Raw genomic sequence first — 13,585 nt, 5'->3', positions numbered from 1 at the left:
TCCCGTTGGTCAGCGAGAACATATTGCAGGAGCGACGCAAAGAGCGCTGTAATATGGTCTCTTAAATGCAAGTTTGTTTCGTCCGGGATATTCCATTGCCTGCATTGCCGTCCTCGCTCGATAGTTTCGATCTCGCCATCCTTGCCATCCTGCAGCGCGACAACACGGCGCCGCAGCGGTTGATCGGCGAGGCGGTGAACCTGTCGGCGCCGGCGGTGCAGCGCCGCATCAAGCGCATGGAGCAGACCGGCGTCATTGCCGGCAATGTCGCTGTCGTCGAGCCGGCAGCGGTCGGCCAACCCATCACCATCTTCGTCGAGGTGGAACTCGAGAGCGAACGCGCCGAACTGATCGACGCGGCCAAGCGGCAGTTCTCGGCGACCCCCGAGGTCCAGCAATGCTATTACGTCACCGGCGAGGCCGACTTCATCCTGGTCATCACAGTGGCCGACATGGGCGCCTATGAGGCGCTGACGCGAAAACTGTTCTTCGACAGCAACAATGTCCGCAAATTCCGCACGTTCGTTGCCATGGACCGGGTCAAGGTAGGGTTGACGGTGCCTTTGCCTGTCTAAATATTTGTCGCGCGGCAGGCCTTTACTTTCCCACCATGTTTTTGACATTCTCGGGCTGTGAATTCTGCCGCGGAGGCGCGCTTGGACGACACCACCCCAGTTGCGATCATCGGTGCCGGGCCGGCGGGCCTGGCCATTGCCGCGTGCCTGCGGCAGAGCGGGCAGGATTTCGTCCTGCTGGAAAAGGAGCAGCAGGCCGCACCCGCCTGGCGACGCCACTATGAGCGCGTCCATTTGCACACGGCCAAGCGCTTTTCCTCGCTGCCCTTCGCGCCCTTTCCCAGGGACTATCCGCGTTATGTGCCGCGCGATCTCTTCGTCGACTATCTAGATGCCTATGCGCAACGTTTCGATCTGCGGCCGCGATTTGGAGAAACAGTGCGGGCGATCACCCGGCGGGGCAGAAGCTGGCTCGTGGATACGACGACCGGTCCCTTGCATGCTTCAAACGTTGTGATTGCATCTGGCAACAACGCAGAGCCGCTGATGCCCAGATTTGCCGGCGCCGATGCCTTCAAGGGCCAAAAGCTGCATAGCGCCGACTATCGCAACGCAGTGCCTTTCGCCGGCCGGCCGGTGCTGATCGTCGGCATGGGCAATACCGGCGCCGAGATCGCGCTCGATCTGGTGGAAGGCGGTGCGCGGCCGACGATTTCGGTGCGCGGCGGCGTTCATATCGTACCGCGCGAACTGCTTGGCGTGCCCATCCAGATGATCGGCATGGCGGCGCGCCTGATGCCGCAGCGCATCAACGATGCCTTGTTTCCCATCATCCTCGATCTGGCGTTGGGCAGGCTCGGGAAATATGGGCTCAGGCGGCCGCAGCAAGGAATGTTGCAGCAGATCGCGCTCTCGTCGCGCATTCCGACGATCGATATTGGCACGGTGCGCAAAATACGCGAAGGCGCGATCAAGGTCGCACCCGACATTGCCGAGATCACCGAACAGGGCGCCCGTTTTGCCGATGGCAAGCATGGCGAGTTCGATGCGATCATCTTCGCCACCGGCTTCCGGCCCGGCTACGCCAAATTGCTGGAGCCCGGCGTTCAGCCAGAGCGCAGCGGCGTCAATGCGAGGGCTTCAGAGCTTGGCCTCTATCTCATCGGCTTTCACAATCCGGTCACCGGATTGCTGCGCGAAATCTCGATCGAGGCCGAGCAGATCGCCGACGACATCAGTCTTAGGCGAAACCGAAAGAAGGTGGCCGAAGCCCTGCCGGTATAATTTGACGCGAGAGCAACTGAGTTCTCTCACCTTGCCGCGCGCAGCCAGACCTTGTTGTCGTGGAAGGCAGCACCCCCATAGGGTGCAGGCGCGTCGGCGCCGGTCAAAACGTTGATGCCCTCGCCGCGCTCATGGGCGCTGTTTGGCCAGATGCCTTCGGCGATCACCACGCCACGCTTGATGCCGTCGAACAGTTTTGCATGCAGCACGACTTCGCCGCGCTGGTTGCCGACCTCGACACGGTCGCCATCGGCCAGCCCAAGTGCCGCGGCATCGTCGCGATGTAGAAGCAGTTCCGGGCGGCCCTCCCTGGCTTTCGACACCGGTGTTTCCGAGAATGTCGAATTGAGGAAGTTGCGCGCCGGCGACGTCGTCAGCCGGAACGGGTGGGCTTCGTCGGCGACCTCGATCAGGTCGACATGGTCGGGGAATTCCGGCAGCCGCGCCACCGGGCCGAACAGGCCCATGCTTTTGGGCGGCCGGTTGGGCGCCGCCTGCCCGGTCCAGTCGGCGCGGAAGCGGAATTTTCCATCCGCGTGGCCAAATCCGTTGATGAAGTGTGCTGCCTCGAAATCCGGCTGCAGGTCGACCCATTTGTCTTGCTTCAAGCTTTCGAAACTGCCCAGCCCGCGCTTGCCCAGGATGATGTCGATATGCTGCTGCTCGGTCAGGCCGAAACCCGGACGGTCGGCGACACCGAGGCGATCAGCCAATTGCTCGATGACGAAATGGTTGGTGCGCGGTCCCTCCGGCGGCTCGATCAGCTTGGGGCCAAGCGTGATGTGCTGGTTGCCGCCGCCCTTGTAGACATCGTCGTGCTCGAGGAACATCGTGGCCGGCAATACGACGTCGGCAAGCTTGGCCGTGTCGGTCATGAACTGCTCGTGCACGCAGGTAAACAGGTCGTCGCGCAGGAAGCCTTGCGTCACCAGCCGCTGCTCCGGCGCGACATTCACCGGATTGGTGTTCTGGATCAGCATCGCCGTCACCGGCGGGCCACCATAGAGCGCATCGCTGGCACCGGTCAGCACCGGGCCGATGCGCGAATGGTCGAGATAGCGGATCGAGGGATCGCGCATCTTGGTGCCTTCGAGCACATCCTGGTTGAGCTTGAAGATGCCGGAATTGGAATGGAAGGCGCCGCCGCCCTCATATTGCCAGCTGCCGGTGACAGCCGCGATGCACGAGGCGGCATGCATGTTGACGGCGCCATTGCGCTGGCGTGCAAAACCATAGCCGAGGCGGAAATAGGTCTTCTTGGTCGTGCCGACGAGGCGGGCGAAGGCCTCGATCTCGGCAACCGTCAGGCCCGTGATCCCGGCCGCCCACGCCGGCGTGCGCGTCTCGAGATGCGCTTCCAGCCCTCTCGGGTCGTCGGTGTATTTCGAGAGATAGGCGCGGTCGGCCATGCCCTCCTTGAACAGCACATGCATGACCGCGCAGGCCAGCGCGCCGTCGGTGCCCGGCTTCAGCACCAGGCCGAGATCGGCCTGCTTCATCGTCGCGTTTTCGTAGACGTCGATGACGACGATCTTGGCGCCGCGCTCCTTGCGCGCCTTGATGGCGTGGGTCATGACGTTGACTTGGGTCACCACCGCATTGGTGCCCCAGATCACCACGCAATCGGATTTCGCCATCTCGCGCGGGTCCGGCCCGCGCAAGGCGCCGGCCCCCATCATCCAGCCCGTCCAGGCGAGATTGGTGCAGATTGACCCGAAGAAGCCGGAATACTTTTTCGCGTGGCGCAGCCGGTCGATGCCGTCGCGCTGCACCAGCCCCATCGTGCCGGCATAGTAGTAGGGCCAGATCGTCTCCGAGCCGTACCTCTCCTCGGCCGCAATGAACTTTTCGGCGACGAGGTCGAGCGCGGCCTCCCAACTCGCTTCCTTCCAGGCGCCGTCGCCCTTAGCGCCGGCGCGGATCAGCGGCTTCAGCAAACGGTCGGGATGGTGGACGCGGTCGGCATAACGCGCAACCTTGGCGCAGACGACGCCGGCGGTGTAGCTGTTGGACTTGGCGCCATGGACGCGGCCGATCCGATTGCCGTCGAGCAGTTCGACCTCGAGCGCACAGGTCGACGGGCAATCATGCGGACAGGCGGAATGGCCGATTCTGAGCTTGGCGTGCTGGTTCATGCGGCAAGACTAGCGGGTTTCAAAGGGCGCGTGTAGGGCCAGATGATTAGCCAATCTCCCCACTTGTGGGGAGATTGCGTAATCACTCCGCCGTGCCTTCCTCATACTCTGCCGACATGGACAGCCACTTTTCCTCGTGGCCGGCCAGCGTCTGGGCCAGTTGCGAGCGCTCCTTGGCCAGCCGGGTCGCCGTCGAGGGATCCTTTTCGTACACCGCCGGATTGGACAGTTCGTCCTCGATGCCGTCGATGCGCTTGCGGATGCGGTCCATCAGCGCTTCGGTGGCGCGGATTTCCTTGGCCAGCGGCTCGAAGGCGGCGCGGCGCGCGGCCGCATCGCGGCGGCGATCGGCCTTTGACGCCTTTTCCGCCTCGCGCTTGCCGCGGCGGTCGCCGGACACGCCGGTGACCAGCGTCTTGTAGTCTTCCAGATCGCCGTCATAGGGGTTGACCGCGCCGTCCTTGACCAGCCACAGCCGGTCGGCGGTTGCCTCGAGCAGATGGCGATCATGCGAGATCAGGATGACGGCGCCAGGGAATTCGTTCAACGCATGGATCAGCGATTCGCGGCTGTCGATGTCGAGATGGTTGGTCGGTTCGTCGAGGATGAACAGGTTCGGCCCCTCGAAGGCCGACAGGCCCATCAGCAGCCGCGCCTTCTCGCCGCCCGAAAGATCCTTGGCGGCGGTGTTCATTTTCTCGGTGGTGAGGCCGAACTGGGCGACGCGGCCGCGCACCTTCGATTCCGGCGCCTCCGGCATCAACCGGCGGACATGCTCGTAGGCGTTTTCGTCCGGCCGCAGATCGTCGAGCTGATGCTGGGCGAAGATCGCCACCTTCAGCCCGGGCGCCACCGTCATGGTGCCGCTCTCCTGCTTCAACCGGCCGGACAGCAGTTTGGCGAAGGTCGACTTGCCGTTGCCGTTGGCGCCGAGCAGCGCGATGCGGTCGTCGGCGTCGATGCGCAGCGTCATCTTCTTAAGGATCGGCTGCCCCTCGGTGTAGCCGACATTGACGTTGTTCAGCGCCACGATCGGCGAGGCCACCGTCTTCACCGGCTCGGGGAAGGAGAACGGCCGCACCGAGTCGTTCACGAGGGCCGCGATCGGCTTCATCTTTTCCAGTGCCTTGATGCGCGACTGTGCCTGTCTCGCCTTGGAGGCCTTGGCGCGGAACCGTTCGACGAAGGATTCCATGTGCTTGCGCGCGGCTTCCTGCTTGACGCGGCCCTTCTCCTGCAATTCCTTCTGTTCGGTGTATTGACGCTCGAACTGGTCGTAGCCGCCGCGCCAGAAGGTCAGCTTCTTCTGGTCGAGGTGAACGATCGAGTTGACGGCGCGGTTGAGCAGGTCGCGGTCGTGCGAGATCAAAAGCACGGTGTGCGGATATTTCGACACGTAGTTTTCCAACCACAGCGTGCCTTCAAGATCGAGATAGTTGGTCGGCTCGTCGAGCAGCAGCAGATCGGGCTCGGCAAACAGCACCGCGGCGAGCGCCACGCGCATGCGCCAGCCGCCGGAAAAGGAGGAGGCCGGACGCCGTTGCGCAGCGTCATCGAAGCCGAGGCCGGCGAGAATGGTGGCGGCGCGGGATTCGGCTGAGTGCGCGTCAATATCGGCCAGCCGCATATGGATGTCGGCGATGCGGTGCGGATCGGTCGCCGTCTTTTCCTCTTCGAGCAACGCCGTGCGTTCGAGATCGGCCTTGAGCACGATCTCGATCAGCGCATCCTCGGTGCCTGGCGCTTCCTGCGCCACCTGGCCGATGCGGGTGCTCTTCGGCAGGCTGATCGAGCCTGTCTCGGACGGGAAATCGCCGGTAATGGCCTTGAACAGCGTCGTCTTGCCGGTACCGTTGCGGCCGACAAGGCCGGCTTTGGTGCCGGCCGGCAAGGTCAGCGAGGCATGGTCGAGAAGCAGGCGTCCGGCCATGCGGAGCGATAGGTCGTTGATGATCAGCATGGCCGCGCTTTTGCACCGGACATCAACGCTTCGCAAGGCCTTGCGGGCCAGTTGGCCGCACAAGGCCTCGAAACGACGCCCGCGAGGGCGCCGTCAAAGCAGCCGAACGGTGGCTTGCCTGCTCTCAGGCAGTCGCCTTGCGCTTCGTTGCCTTGGCGACAGCGGCCGGCGCTGCTGCCGGCTTGCGGCCAAGTCCCGTCGACTTTGCCAGCGCCGATCGCGTCGCCGAGTAGTTCGGCGCAACCATCGGATAGTCCGGCGGCAAGCCCCATTTGGCCCGATAGTCGTCCGGGCTTAGGCCGTAGTCGGTCCGCAGGTGCCGCTTGAGCGACTTGAACTTCTTTCCGTCCTCAAGGCAGATGATGTAGTCGGGAAACACCGACTTCTTCGGATTGACTGCCGGAACCAGGTTTGGAGTTTCCGCGACAACTGCACCAGCGAGCTTGCGAACCGAAGCACTGACGCTGGCAATCAACTCAGGCAGGCCGGAAGCCGGAAGGGGATTGTTGCCTACATAGGCCGAGACAATATCGGCCGTCAGCTCGATAACGGTCTTATCATCGATATTTGACAATTCTTTCACCTTATTTGCGACAAAATCCTCCACCCCAGCGAAGACTTGTGTCGATGTATCTCTTTAACCGCGTCCCCCAACGGACCGCCAAGTCTCATAAAAGAATGAAGAATCGGCCAAAATAGCATTCATGCGAAATCGACGCCGTGCAAATTAGAAAATCTAATACTTGGAACCAGCAGACTTAGCGGCAGGACTTTCGTCCAATATCTCCAGAATACGCTTCCAGCGGGCGCAGCGCGCGAAATCCTTTTGTTCTATCGCCTTTTCGGCCCTCATCGCGGCGTAAAGCGGCGCCTCGGCGCCGAATTCGTCGATCAGCCAATGCGCTTCCTGAATGGCCAGACGCTCATTCTCGTCAAACATGGCTTTCGGCCTCCGAACGTTCCACACCGACCGCGACACAACTGCCGATGACGAGGATGGCTCCGACAATGGCCGTCAGCGTCAGCCGTTCGCCGGACAAGGTCAAAAGCAGGGTCGAGGCGATCGGCGTGAGATAGGCGACCACCGCGACCCTGCCGCTGCCTTCAAGCTTCAAGGCGCGCGACCAGAAATAGTAGCCCAAGCCCATCGGACCGGCGCCGAGATAAAGGCCGAGAGCCAGGTCCGCGCCGATGGGCCAGGTGAAACCGTCGCGAGCGCACCACAGAAACGTCAAAGCGACGCCGATCAACGATGACGGCAGCAACAGGCGATCGGCTGGGGTGGCGACCCGTCCCACCATGATCGAATATAAGGCCATGCACAGCGCCGACCCGAATGCGGCGAGATATCCGACCAGATCGCCCTCGAACCAGGATTGGTTGCGCCCTCCCGAAATCACCAGTGCGACGCCGATGAAGCCTACCACCGCGGCGAGACCCAACAGTGCCGGACGCCGCGGATTTTCCAAGGCAATGACTGCCGCCGCGACCATCAACGGCCAGGTGTAGGCGACCAGATTGGCCTCGATCACCGGCATCGAAGCGAAGGCGATGTATTGCAGCACCATGGTGCCGACCAGACCGATGAAGCCGACCGCGAGAGAGATGAACGCCGCCCCGGCCGTGACCGGTGCTACTCTTTTCCGGCTCATCAATCGGATGGCGGCGAAGACGAGTGCAGCGCCTGCAAATTGCAGGAACTGGACCTGCGACACCGGGTGGCCGGCCAGCAGGGATTTGCCGACCAGGGCATTGGTGGACCACAACGCCACCGCACCGGCAGCGAAGACCAACGCGGATATCGAGCCGGATCCCTGCCGAAACAATCGGCATGGGATTCTATTTTGCTGTTCGACCATGATCCTGTCCGAAAACTGGTTCCGACTTTTCGGGATCATGGTTCACTACCATGATTCCCTGGCTCCGCCCGGAACCGGAGCATCGACGGCGGCGGGCACGGGATGCTCCGCCTCGAACCGACGGTAGGCCGGGAGCTGGTTGGTCCAGACATCTTCGGCCAGTTCGCTGACCCACTCACGGTCGTGGTCATTGTCGGCGGCGAGATAGAACATTCTGTTGTCGTCGACATAGGGTTTGGCCACCGAGCGCTGGTTGAGCACCAGCGTGACGCGCTCGCCGAACCGGATCGGCGCGGTGCGATGCAGGACGCCCAGGAACTGGCCGAGCGTCGCGTAGTTCATCTTGTGATCGATGCGCATGACACTGTTGCGCGGGATCTCGCGGCCGGATTCGAGAATGGCGCGGCCGGTTTCGGAGTCGTCGCAATAGATTTCGAGGTGGCCGCCGACCAGCGGATTGCTGATCGACAGCGGAATGAGCTCGGTGACCGGAACGCCATCGCAATGCCACTCCACGGCGCCGTCCCTGGGATTCATGAAGGTGACCGTCGAGCCGACGATCGACAGCGGATAGGGCTCCAGCTTGGTGCCCATCATGTCGGACAGCCGCTCCAGGCGCAGCTTGTCATGCAGCAATTCCCTGATCTCGGGGATGAAACGGTCGGCCCCGGTGATGAAGGTCAGATCGAGGTGCTTGTGCACGGCATGGCTGGCCTTGAGCTTCAGGGCAGCCTCCTCGATCGCGGCAAGCAGTGCCGGGTCATAGCCGTGCAGATATTGCGCGACACCGAAACTCGACACTTTCCAGGCGGTTTCATGGCCGATAATGGCTTCGCGGCTCATCGCATAACGCAGTTCGGGAATGGTATGGGCGTTCATTGTACTTCTCCAGGATGGGGGCAACACTTGGTAAACAGTCGATTAATTCACCCACCCCTGTAAAATTAGGAATGCTGGTGCTAGTGTAAGCCAAGCTTAAGGTCGAAACCGTGCGTCTGCTCAGTCAGGTCAACCTCAATTCGCTGAAAATCGTGGAAAGTGCTGCAAGGCACGGTAATTTCACGCGCGCCGGTGAAGAACAGTTTATTACCGCTTCAGCGGTCAGCCAGCGCGTGAAAAGCCTGGAGGATCAGCTTCGTTTCAAGATTTTCCAGCGCGGCGGCAATGCGGTGTCGTTGACGCCGGAGGGCGAGACCTATGTCTCGCGCGTTCGCGAGGCGCTGGAGCGAATCGTCGCCGCCAGCATGGAAGCGACCGGGCAATCGCAGGAGCATGTGCTAAAAATATCGGTGCTGCCGACCTTTGCGGCACGCTGGCTGTTTCCGCGCCTGCCGCTGTTCCAGCAGCAATATCCCGATATCGTGATGCGGGTCTCAACCTCCTACGCGACGCATGAGCTCACGGCCTCGGAATTCGATCTCGAAATCCGTTATGGCGACGGTCACTTTCACGGGCTGCAATCCGATCTGCTGTTTCGCGAAGACCTGACACCGGTGTGCAGCCGCAAGCTGTTCCACGAAGTCCTCGGCGACAAGCGGCTGTCGAAGGTGACACCGGACGACCTCAAGCACTTCACCCTGCTGCATTCCGACACCTGCACCCAGAATTGGCAGTCCTGGCTTGGTTTCGCCGGCGCCAGCTTCGTGCTCAGCGAGACCAAGAGCATCTATTTCGACTCGTGCATGATGTCCTACGAGGCAGCCAATTCCGGGATGGGCTTTGCGGTGGCCAACCGTGCCTATATGGCCAGCGACATTCGCGCCGAAAGGCTGGTGGCTCCCTTCGCCGTCCATCATCCGAACACGGCTGGCTGGTATTTTGTCTCTCCGCTGAAAGGCCTTGCCGCACGCAAGGTCCAGTTGTTCAAGCAGTGGGTCATGGCGGAAGCGGCCCTGACCCAGTCCCAGTTGGACAACGAAATCAGGGGCGAGGCTTCGACGGCTGCCTGAATCCATCCGGTGCCTACTGATGCAAAGACGATGCTGCAGCACAAAATGCAGCGACGGCCGGCACAACCTTCGGACTGGCTACGCCAACGCCACCGATCAGGCGAAAGCCCTGCCCTCCTCGGTCCGCTGGAAAAGCATCAGGTCCAACCCCAGGCTTGGCCGTCCCAGGATGGTCAAGATCGTATGCGCCTGGCCGCGATGGTGGGTCTGGTGGTTGAAGACATGGTCCAGCGCCGGCGCCAGCCTTTGCGAGACGGTGCGCATGTCCGAGACGGTCATGTAGGTGAACCGGCCCGTCAACGCCTTGTCATTGAGGCCGCCGAGCCAATCGATGATCCGCCTGTCCTCGGCTTCACGCGCCGCCCGCAGGCCGGTCAACCCCCGATGCAGGATAGCGTCCAGTGTCGTCGGCGCGTCGCCCTCCCCAGTGAAGCGCTTCATCCAGATGCGGTCGGCAGTCAAAAGGTGGTTGAGCGTGCCCATCATCGAGCCGAAGAAGGCGCCGACATCGCGGTTGAATTCCTCATCATCGAGTTCGGCGGCGGCATCATAGATGCGACCGTTGGCCCATTGATTATAGGCCGCAAACATCATGAAATGCTGTCTCATGGCTTCCCTCGGCTCGCGTCGATGCGGGGCCTACCTAACCCGCACGGGAGCCGCCGCCAATGACCATTCTGCTTTATGATCTCGTCGGACGCGACAGCACACGTCCGTTCAGCCCGCATTGCTGGAAGGTGGCGATGGCGCTTGCCCACAAGGGGCTCGACATATCAACCGTACCGACGCGCTTTCTCGAGGTGCCCGCTGTCGAGGGCGGCGTTTCGAAAACCGTTCCGGTGATCCGCGACGGCGAGACAGTCCTCGCGGATTCCTTCGCCATCGCGCTCTATCTCGATGAAGCCTATCCGGACCGGCCGACGCTGTTTGGCGGTGAAGGCGGCGAGGCGATGGCGCGCTTCATCGAACGCTGGTCGCAAGTGACCATTCATCCCTACGTGACCACCGCGGCCATCATGGACCTTCATGCCATGCAGGACGCGGAAAACGCCGTCTATTTCCGCCAGAGCCGGGAGCAGCGTCTTGGCAAGAGGCTGGAGGAGGTGACGGCCGCCAGGGAGGCCGGGCTCGGCACTTTCAGAGCCTCGCTGGAGCCATTGCGCTCGATGCTCTTCTATCAGCCGTTCATCGGCGGCGCGGAGCGCCGCTGTTTGGCGACTATATCGTCTTCGGCGCCTTGCAATGGGCGCGCATAGCCTCGCCCTACCAATTGCTCGACGACGGCGACGTGGTGGCGCAGTGGTTCGCCCGCTGCCTCGACCTGCATGGCGGGCTGGGGCGAAAGGTGGCCGCCGCGGCTTGACGCCGTAAAGCAGTAACTTACTTGGCCGCCTTCTTTGGCTTGCCGGCCTTCGTGGCAGCCTTTGCCTCCTTGGGGGCGGCTTTTGGCTTGGCGGCGCCAGCTGCCTTCTTGGTTGGCTTTTTGGCTGCCGACTTGTCCGTGGCGTCCTCCTGGTCGACATCCGCCGCCGCCTGATGCCAATGGCGCTCATGATGTCCAGCCGGCTGGCCCTCTTGCAGCCAGATCTGGTGCGCACGGTTGCGAATGCGTTCCTGACGATCGTCTGTCATGGTCATGTTGTCTCCATACGGCCCGACCTCAGCGCGGCGCCGGCACGCGACTATAGCAAGCAAAGCGTTGCTGTGCAGCCGTCTGATCGGGGGCCCTTGGCAATGGGCCGGGCGGCTTGTATAGAGCCCGCCACTCTCAATTCCATTCTCAGACAAGGACGACCCATGGCGCTCGAACGCACATTTTCCATGATCAAGCCGGACGCAACCCGGCGCAATCTCACCGGCGCCATCACCAGGATGCTGGAAGAGGCAGGCCTGCGCGTCATCGCCTCGCGCCGGGTCTGGATGAGCCGCCGCGAAGCGGAAGGCTTCTATGCCGTCCACAAGGACCGTCCTTTCTTCGGCGAATTGGTTGAATTCATGTCGTCGGCACCGACCGTCGTCCAGGTGCTGGAAGGCGAGAACGCCATTGCCAGGAACCGCGAAGTGATGGGCGCCACGAACCCGGCCAACGCCGCCGAAGGCACCATCCGCAAGGTTCATGCGCTGTCGATCGGCGAAAACTCCGTGCACGGCTCCGACGCACCGGAGACCGCGGCAGAAGAGATCAAGTACTGGTTCTCGGACACCGAGATCGTCGGCTGAGCCGACGATCCAGACCTTGGATTCCGTAAAAAGAAGGCCGGCGTTTCGCCGGCCTTTTTCGTTGGGGGTCAGCTCGCCGCGCTAAAGCGCAGGATCTCGCGGCCATCCTTGCCTGATATGATGAGCTTGCCGGCCTCGACACGGTATGACGCCGCCTTGGCCAGCGCATCGAACAGCGCCTTTTCCTCGGCCATCACCTCTGGCGCACAGGCCTTGTAGGTCGAACCGATGTCTCCGATCACGATCGTTTGCCCATTGACCTTGGCGGTGGCGAAATAGGTGTTGCAGGGGCCGCTGCCGCCCGCCTTGCCGGCCTCGCTGACCCTGAATGTCGCTTGCGGGGCAGCGATGACGCCGATGCCGTCGACATAGTCGACCAGCCAGAGCTGGTCGAAGACCGAAACCGTCGGCTCGGCGTTCGGGGCGACCATCTTCAGCATGATGGTCTGCGGCACGTCGGTCAGCGGATCGACCTGATGGCGCATATCGGAGATGAACAGGAGCTTGTCGTCGACGGTGATGCGGGCTTGCAACGCGTAAGTCATCTGCGACCGGATGACGGAAGGGTCGAATTTGATCTCGAAGCTGATCGGCACCTGGCCGGTCGGCTTCACTTTCTGCTCGCCGATAATGGTGGCCGGCGCATCGGCCAGCGACACATCGGCAAGTTGCACGGAGAGCACGGCACTGGGCGGCAAGGCAATGCGCTCGCGATAGATCACTTCGCCTCTCACTGCCTTTTCGGCGGCAACAGACTGCTCAGGAACGGCCAATATGCCGACGACCAGAGGCACGAAACCGAAGATGAAGAACTCCGCGATCCTGTCCAGCATGACCATCTCCCTCAACCCCGGGCTGCCATGCCCAGGCTGACCAATTCCGCCAATTGGCCAAAGGATTGCGGTCAATGCATGGCTGCGGCGATCTTATTCGGACGCTTTCCAGCGTTGCGCGGCCGTTGCATCGGCTTCCTTGGCCTCGACCCAGCCACCCTCCGAACCGTCAGCCCGATGCTCCTTCTTCCAGAAGGGCGCGCGCGATTTGAGATAGTCCATGAGAAAATTCGCCGCCTCGAACGCCGCATGGCGGTGCGCGGAGGCTGCCACCACCAGCACGATGTTCTCGCCGGGCGCGATCTTCCCGTGGCGGTGGATGGCGGTGAGCCCCTGCAACGGCCAACGCTCGACCGCTTCAGCAGCGATGCGGGCGATTTCTGCTTCGGCCATACCGGGATAGTGTTCGAGCTCGAGCGCTGAGAGCGCGCCCTGCTCGTCGCGGCAAAGGCCTGAGAAGCTCACCACGGCGCCAATATCGGCGCGGCCTAGCGTCAGTCTGGCGATCTCGGCCGCGACGTCAAAATCTTGGCGCTGAATGCGCACGACAGGTAAGACCGCGCCGGTCATGTCAGCCCCCGGTCATCGGCGGGAACAGCGCGATTTCGCGGGCGCCCGCGATCTTCTCGCGGTGCTCGACATGCTCCTGGTTGATGGCGACGCGGATCACGTCGGGATATTGCAGCGCGTGCTCGTAGCCCTCGCCGCGCGATTTCAGCCAGCGCAGGAGATCGGCGACCGTCTCGATGCCAGCCGGCAAGTCGACGTCTTCCTCGGGCATGCCGATGCGCTCGCGCACCCAGGCAAAATAGATGAGCCGGGTCGTCATC

At 62.3% G+C, this 13,585-nt stretch carries 15 protein-coding genes and 1 pseudogene; 5 read left to right on the top strand and 11 right to left on the bottom strand.

What is annotated here, in order from left to right:
* The first annotated feature begins 95 nt into the window (after positions 1–95).
* Positions 96–575, top strand: a complete 480-nt coding sequence (locus A4R29_RS09840; RefSeq protein WP_082827364.1) for an Lrp/AsnC family transcriptional regulator — start codon at positions 96–98, stop codon at positions 573–575.
* 81 nt (positions 576–656) lie between these two features.
* The gene (locus A4R29_RS09835; protein ID WP_063171811.1) at positions 657–1,799 is read left to right on the top strand and encodes a flavin-containing monooxygenase; all 1,143 of its coding nucleotides are present in this window, start codon (positions 657–659) and stop codon (positions 1,797–1,799) included.
* A gap of 26 nt (positions 1,800–1,825) precedes the next feature.
* Here the strand turns inward: A4R29_RS09835 and A4R29_RS09830 are convergent, their stop codons facing one another.
* The 6 genes from A4R29_RS09830 to A4R29_RS34605 form a co-directional block, all read right to left on the bottom strand.
* Positions 1,826–3,934 carry a molybdopterin-containing oxidoreductase family protein gene (locus tag A4R29_RS09830; protein WP_063171810.1) on the bottom strand — a complete coding sequence of 703 codons (2,109 nt, stop codon included), beginning with the start codon at positions 3,932–3,934 and terminating at the stop codon, positions 1,826–1,828.
* A gap of 82 nt (positions 3,935–4,016) precedes the next feature.
* Positions 4,017–5,894, bottom strand: coding sequence for an ABC-F family ATP-binding cassette domain-containing protein (locus A4R29_RS09825; protein WP_024504287.1), 1,878 nt, complete (start codon positions 5,892–5,894; stop codon positions 4,017–4,019).
* Positions 5,895–6,018: 124 nt separating this feature from the next.
* Positions 6,019–6,468 carry a Ros/MucR family transcriptional regulator gene (locus tag A4R29_RS09820; RefSeq protein ID WP_013532467.1) on the bottom strand — a complete coding sequence of 150 codons (450 nt, stop codon included), beginning with the start codon at positions 6,466–6,468 and terminating at the stop codon, positions 6,019–6,021.
* A gap of 162 nt (positions 6,469–6,630) precedes the next feature.
* Positions 6,631–6,834 carry a hypothetical protein gene (locus A4R29_RS09815; protein WP_024504288.1) on the bottom strand — a complete coding sequence of 68 codons (204 nt, stop codon included), beginning with the start codon at positions 6,832–6,834 and terminating at the stop codon, positions 6,631–6,633.
* Positions 6,827–7,753 (bottom strand): DMT family transporter, encoded by a 927-nt coding sequence (locus A4R29_RS09810; protein WP_063173631.1) that lies wholly within the window; start codon positions 7,751–7,753, stop codon positions 6,827–6,829. The genes A4R29_RS09815 and A4R29_RS09810 overlap by 8 nt, the downstream gene beginning before the upstream one ends.
* 45 nt (positions 7,754–7,798) lie before the next feature.
* The gene (locus A4R29_RS34605; RefSeq protein WP_024504290.1) at positions 7,799–8,632 is read right to left on the bottom strand and encodes a hypothetical protein; all 834 of its coding nucleotides are present in this window, start codon (positions 8,630–8,632) and stop codon (positions 7,799–7,801) included.
* 110 nt (positions 8,633–8,742) lie between these two features.
* Between A4R29_RS34605 and A4R29_RS09800 the strand changes: the two genes are divergently transcribed.
* A complete protein-coding gene (locus A4R29_RS09800; RefSeq protein WP_024504291.1) occupies positions 8,743–9,702 on the top strand; it encodes a LysR substrate-binding domain-containing protein in 960 nt (319 codons plus the stop codon).
* 96 nt (positions 9,703–9,798) lie between these two features.
* Here the strand turns inward: A4R29_RS09800 and A4R29_RS09795 are convergent, their stop codons facing one another.
* Positions 9,799–10,311 carry a DinB family protein gene (locus A4R29_RS09795; protein ID WP_063171809.1) on the bottom strand — a complete coding sequence of 171 codons (513 nt, stop codon included), beginning with the start codon at positions 10,309–10,311 and terminating at the stop codon, positions 9,799–9,801.
* A 59-nt stretch (positions 10,312–10,370) separates the two neighbouring features.
* On the opposite strand from A4R29_RS09795, the pseudogene A4R29_RS09790 reads away from it, so the two are divergent.
* A pseudogene (locus tag A4R29_RS09790) lies at positions 10,371–11,065 on the top strand (glutathione S-transferase family protein).
* A 17-nt stretch (positions 11,066–11,082) separates the two neighbouring features.
* On the opposite strand, the gene A4R29_RS09785 reads toward A4R29_RS09790, so the two are convergent.
* Positions 11,083–11,340 (bottom strand): DUF2934 domain-containing protein, encoded by a 258-nt coding sequence (locus tag A4R29_RS09785; protein WP_013532475.1) that lies wholly within the window; start codon positions 11,338–11,340, stop codon positions 11,083–11,085.
* 159 nt (positions 11,341–11,499) lie between these two features.
* On the opposite strand from A4R29_RS09785, the gene ndk reads away from it, so the two are divergent.
* Positions 11,500–11,922, top strand: a complete 423-nt coding sequence (ndk, locus tag A4R29_RS09780) for a nucleoside-diphosphate kinase (protein ID WP_013532476.1) — start codon at positions 11,500–11,502, stop codon at positions 11,920–11,922.
* A 68-nt stretch (positions 11,923–11,990) separates the two neighbouring features.
* Here the strand turns inward: ndk and A4R29_RS09775 are convergent, their stop codons facing one another.
* The 3 genes from A4R29_RS09775 to moaD all read right to left on the bottom strand — a co-directional run bounded on the left by A4R29_RS09775 (position 11,991) and on the right by moaD (position 13,584).
* Entirely contained in the window at positions 11,991–12,755 is a 765-nt protein-coding gene (locus A4R29_RS09775) for a YbaY family lipoprotein (protein WP_013532477.1), read from the bottom strand.
* Between the two features lie 93 nt (positions 12,756–12,848).
* Positions 12,849–13,325, bottom strand: a complete 477-nt coding sequence (locus tag A4R29_RS09770; protein ID WP_063171808.1) for a molybdenum cofactor biosynthesis protein MoaE — start codon at positions 13,323–13,325, stop codon at positions 12,849–12,851.
* Position 13,326: 1 nt separating this feature from the next.
* Positions 13,327–13,584 carry a molybdopterin converting factor subunit 1 gene (gene moaD, locus A4R29_RS09765; RefSeq protein WP_013532479.1) on the bottom strand — a complete coding sequence of 86 codons (258 nt, stop codon included), beginning with the start codon at positions 13,582–13,584 and terminating at the stop codon, positions 13,327–13,329.
* Between the last annotated feature and the right edge of the window lies 1 nt (position 13,585).

This window comes from Mesorhizobium ciceri biovar biserrulae, assembly GCF_001618845.1.
In the GTDB taxonomy this organism is placed as follows: domain Bacteria; phylum Pseudomonadota; class Alphaproteobacteria; order Rhizobiales; family Rhizobiaceae; genus Mesorhizobium; species Mesorhizobium ciceri.
Note: the sequence above shows the minus strand (reverse complement) of the source record. Positions and strands in the feature narration are given on the sequence as shown.

Excerpts from the sequence above, each read along its gene's own strand:
- A4R29_RS09815 (WP_024504288.1), bottom strand. The coding sequence starts at position 6,834 with ATGTTTGACGAGAATGAGCGTCTGGCCATTCAGGAAGCGCATTGGCTG.
- ndk (WP_013532476.1), top strand. The coding sequence starts at position 11,500 with ATGGCGCTCGAACGCACATTTTCCATGATCAAGCCGGACGCAACCCGG.
- moaD (WP_013532479.1), bottom strand. The coding sequence starts at position 13,584 with ATGACGACCCGGCTCATCTATTTTGCCTGGGTGCGCGAGCGCATCGGC.
- A4R29_RS09775 (WP_013532477.1), bottom strand. The coding sequence starts at position 12,755 with ATGCTGGACAGGATCGCGGAGTTCTTCATCTTCGGTTTCGTGCCTCTG.
- A4R29_RS09830 (WP_063171810.1), bottom strand. The coding sequence starts at position 3,934 with ATGAACCAGCACGCCAAGCTCAGAATCGGCCATTCCGCCTGTCCGCAT.
- A4R29_RS34605 (WP_024504290.1), bottom strand. The coding sequence starts at position 8,632 with ATGAACGCCCATACCATTCCCGAACTGCGTTATGCGATGAGCCGCGAA.
- A4R29_RS09785 (WP_013532475.1), bottom strand. The coding sequence starts at position 11,340 with ATGACCATGACAGACGATCGTCAGGAACGCATTCGCAACCGTGCGCAC.
- A4R29_RS09795 (WP_063171809.1), bottom strand. The coding sequence starts at position 10,311 with ATGAGACAGCATTTCATGATGTTTGCGGCCTATAATCAATGGGCCAAC.
- A4R29_RS09770 (WP_063171808.1), bottom strand. The coding sequence starts at position 13,325 with ATGACCGGCGCGGTCTTACCTGTCGTGCGCATTCAGCGCCAAGATTTT.
- A4R29_RS09810 (WP_063173631.1), bottom strand. The coding sequence starts at position 7,753 with ATGGTCGAACAGCAAAATAGAATCCCATGCCGATTGTTTCGGCAGGGA.
- A4R29_RS09825 (WP_024504287.1), bottom strand. The coding sequence starts at position 5,894 with ATGCTGATCATCAACGACCTATCGCTCCGCATGGCCGGACGCCTGCTT.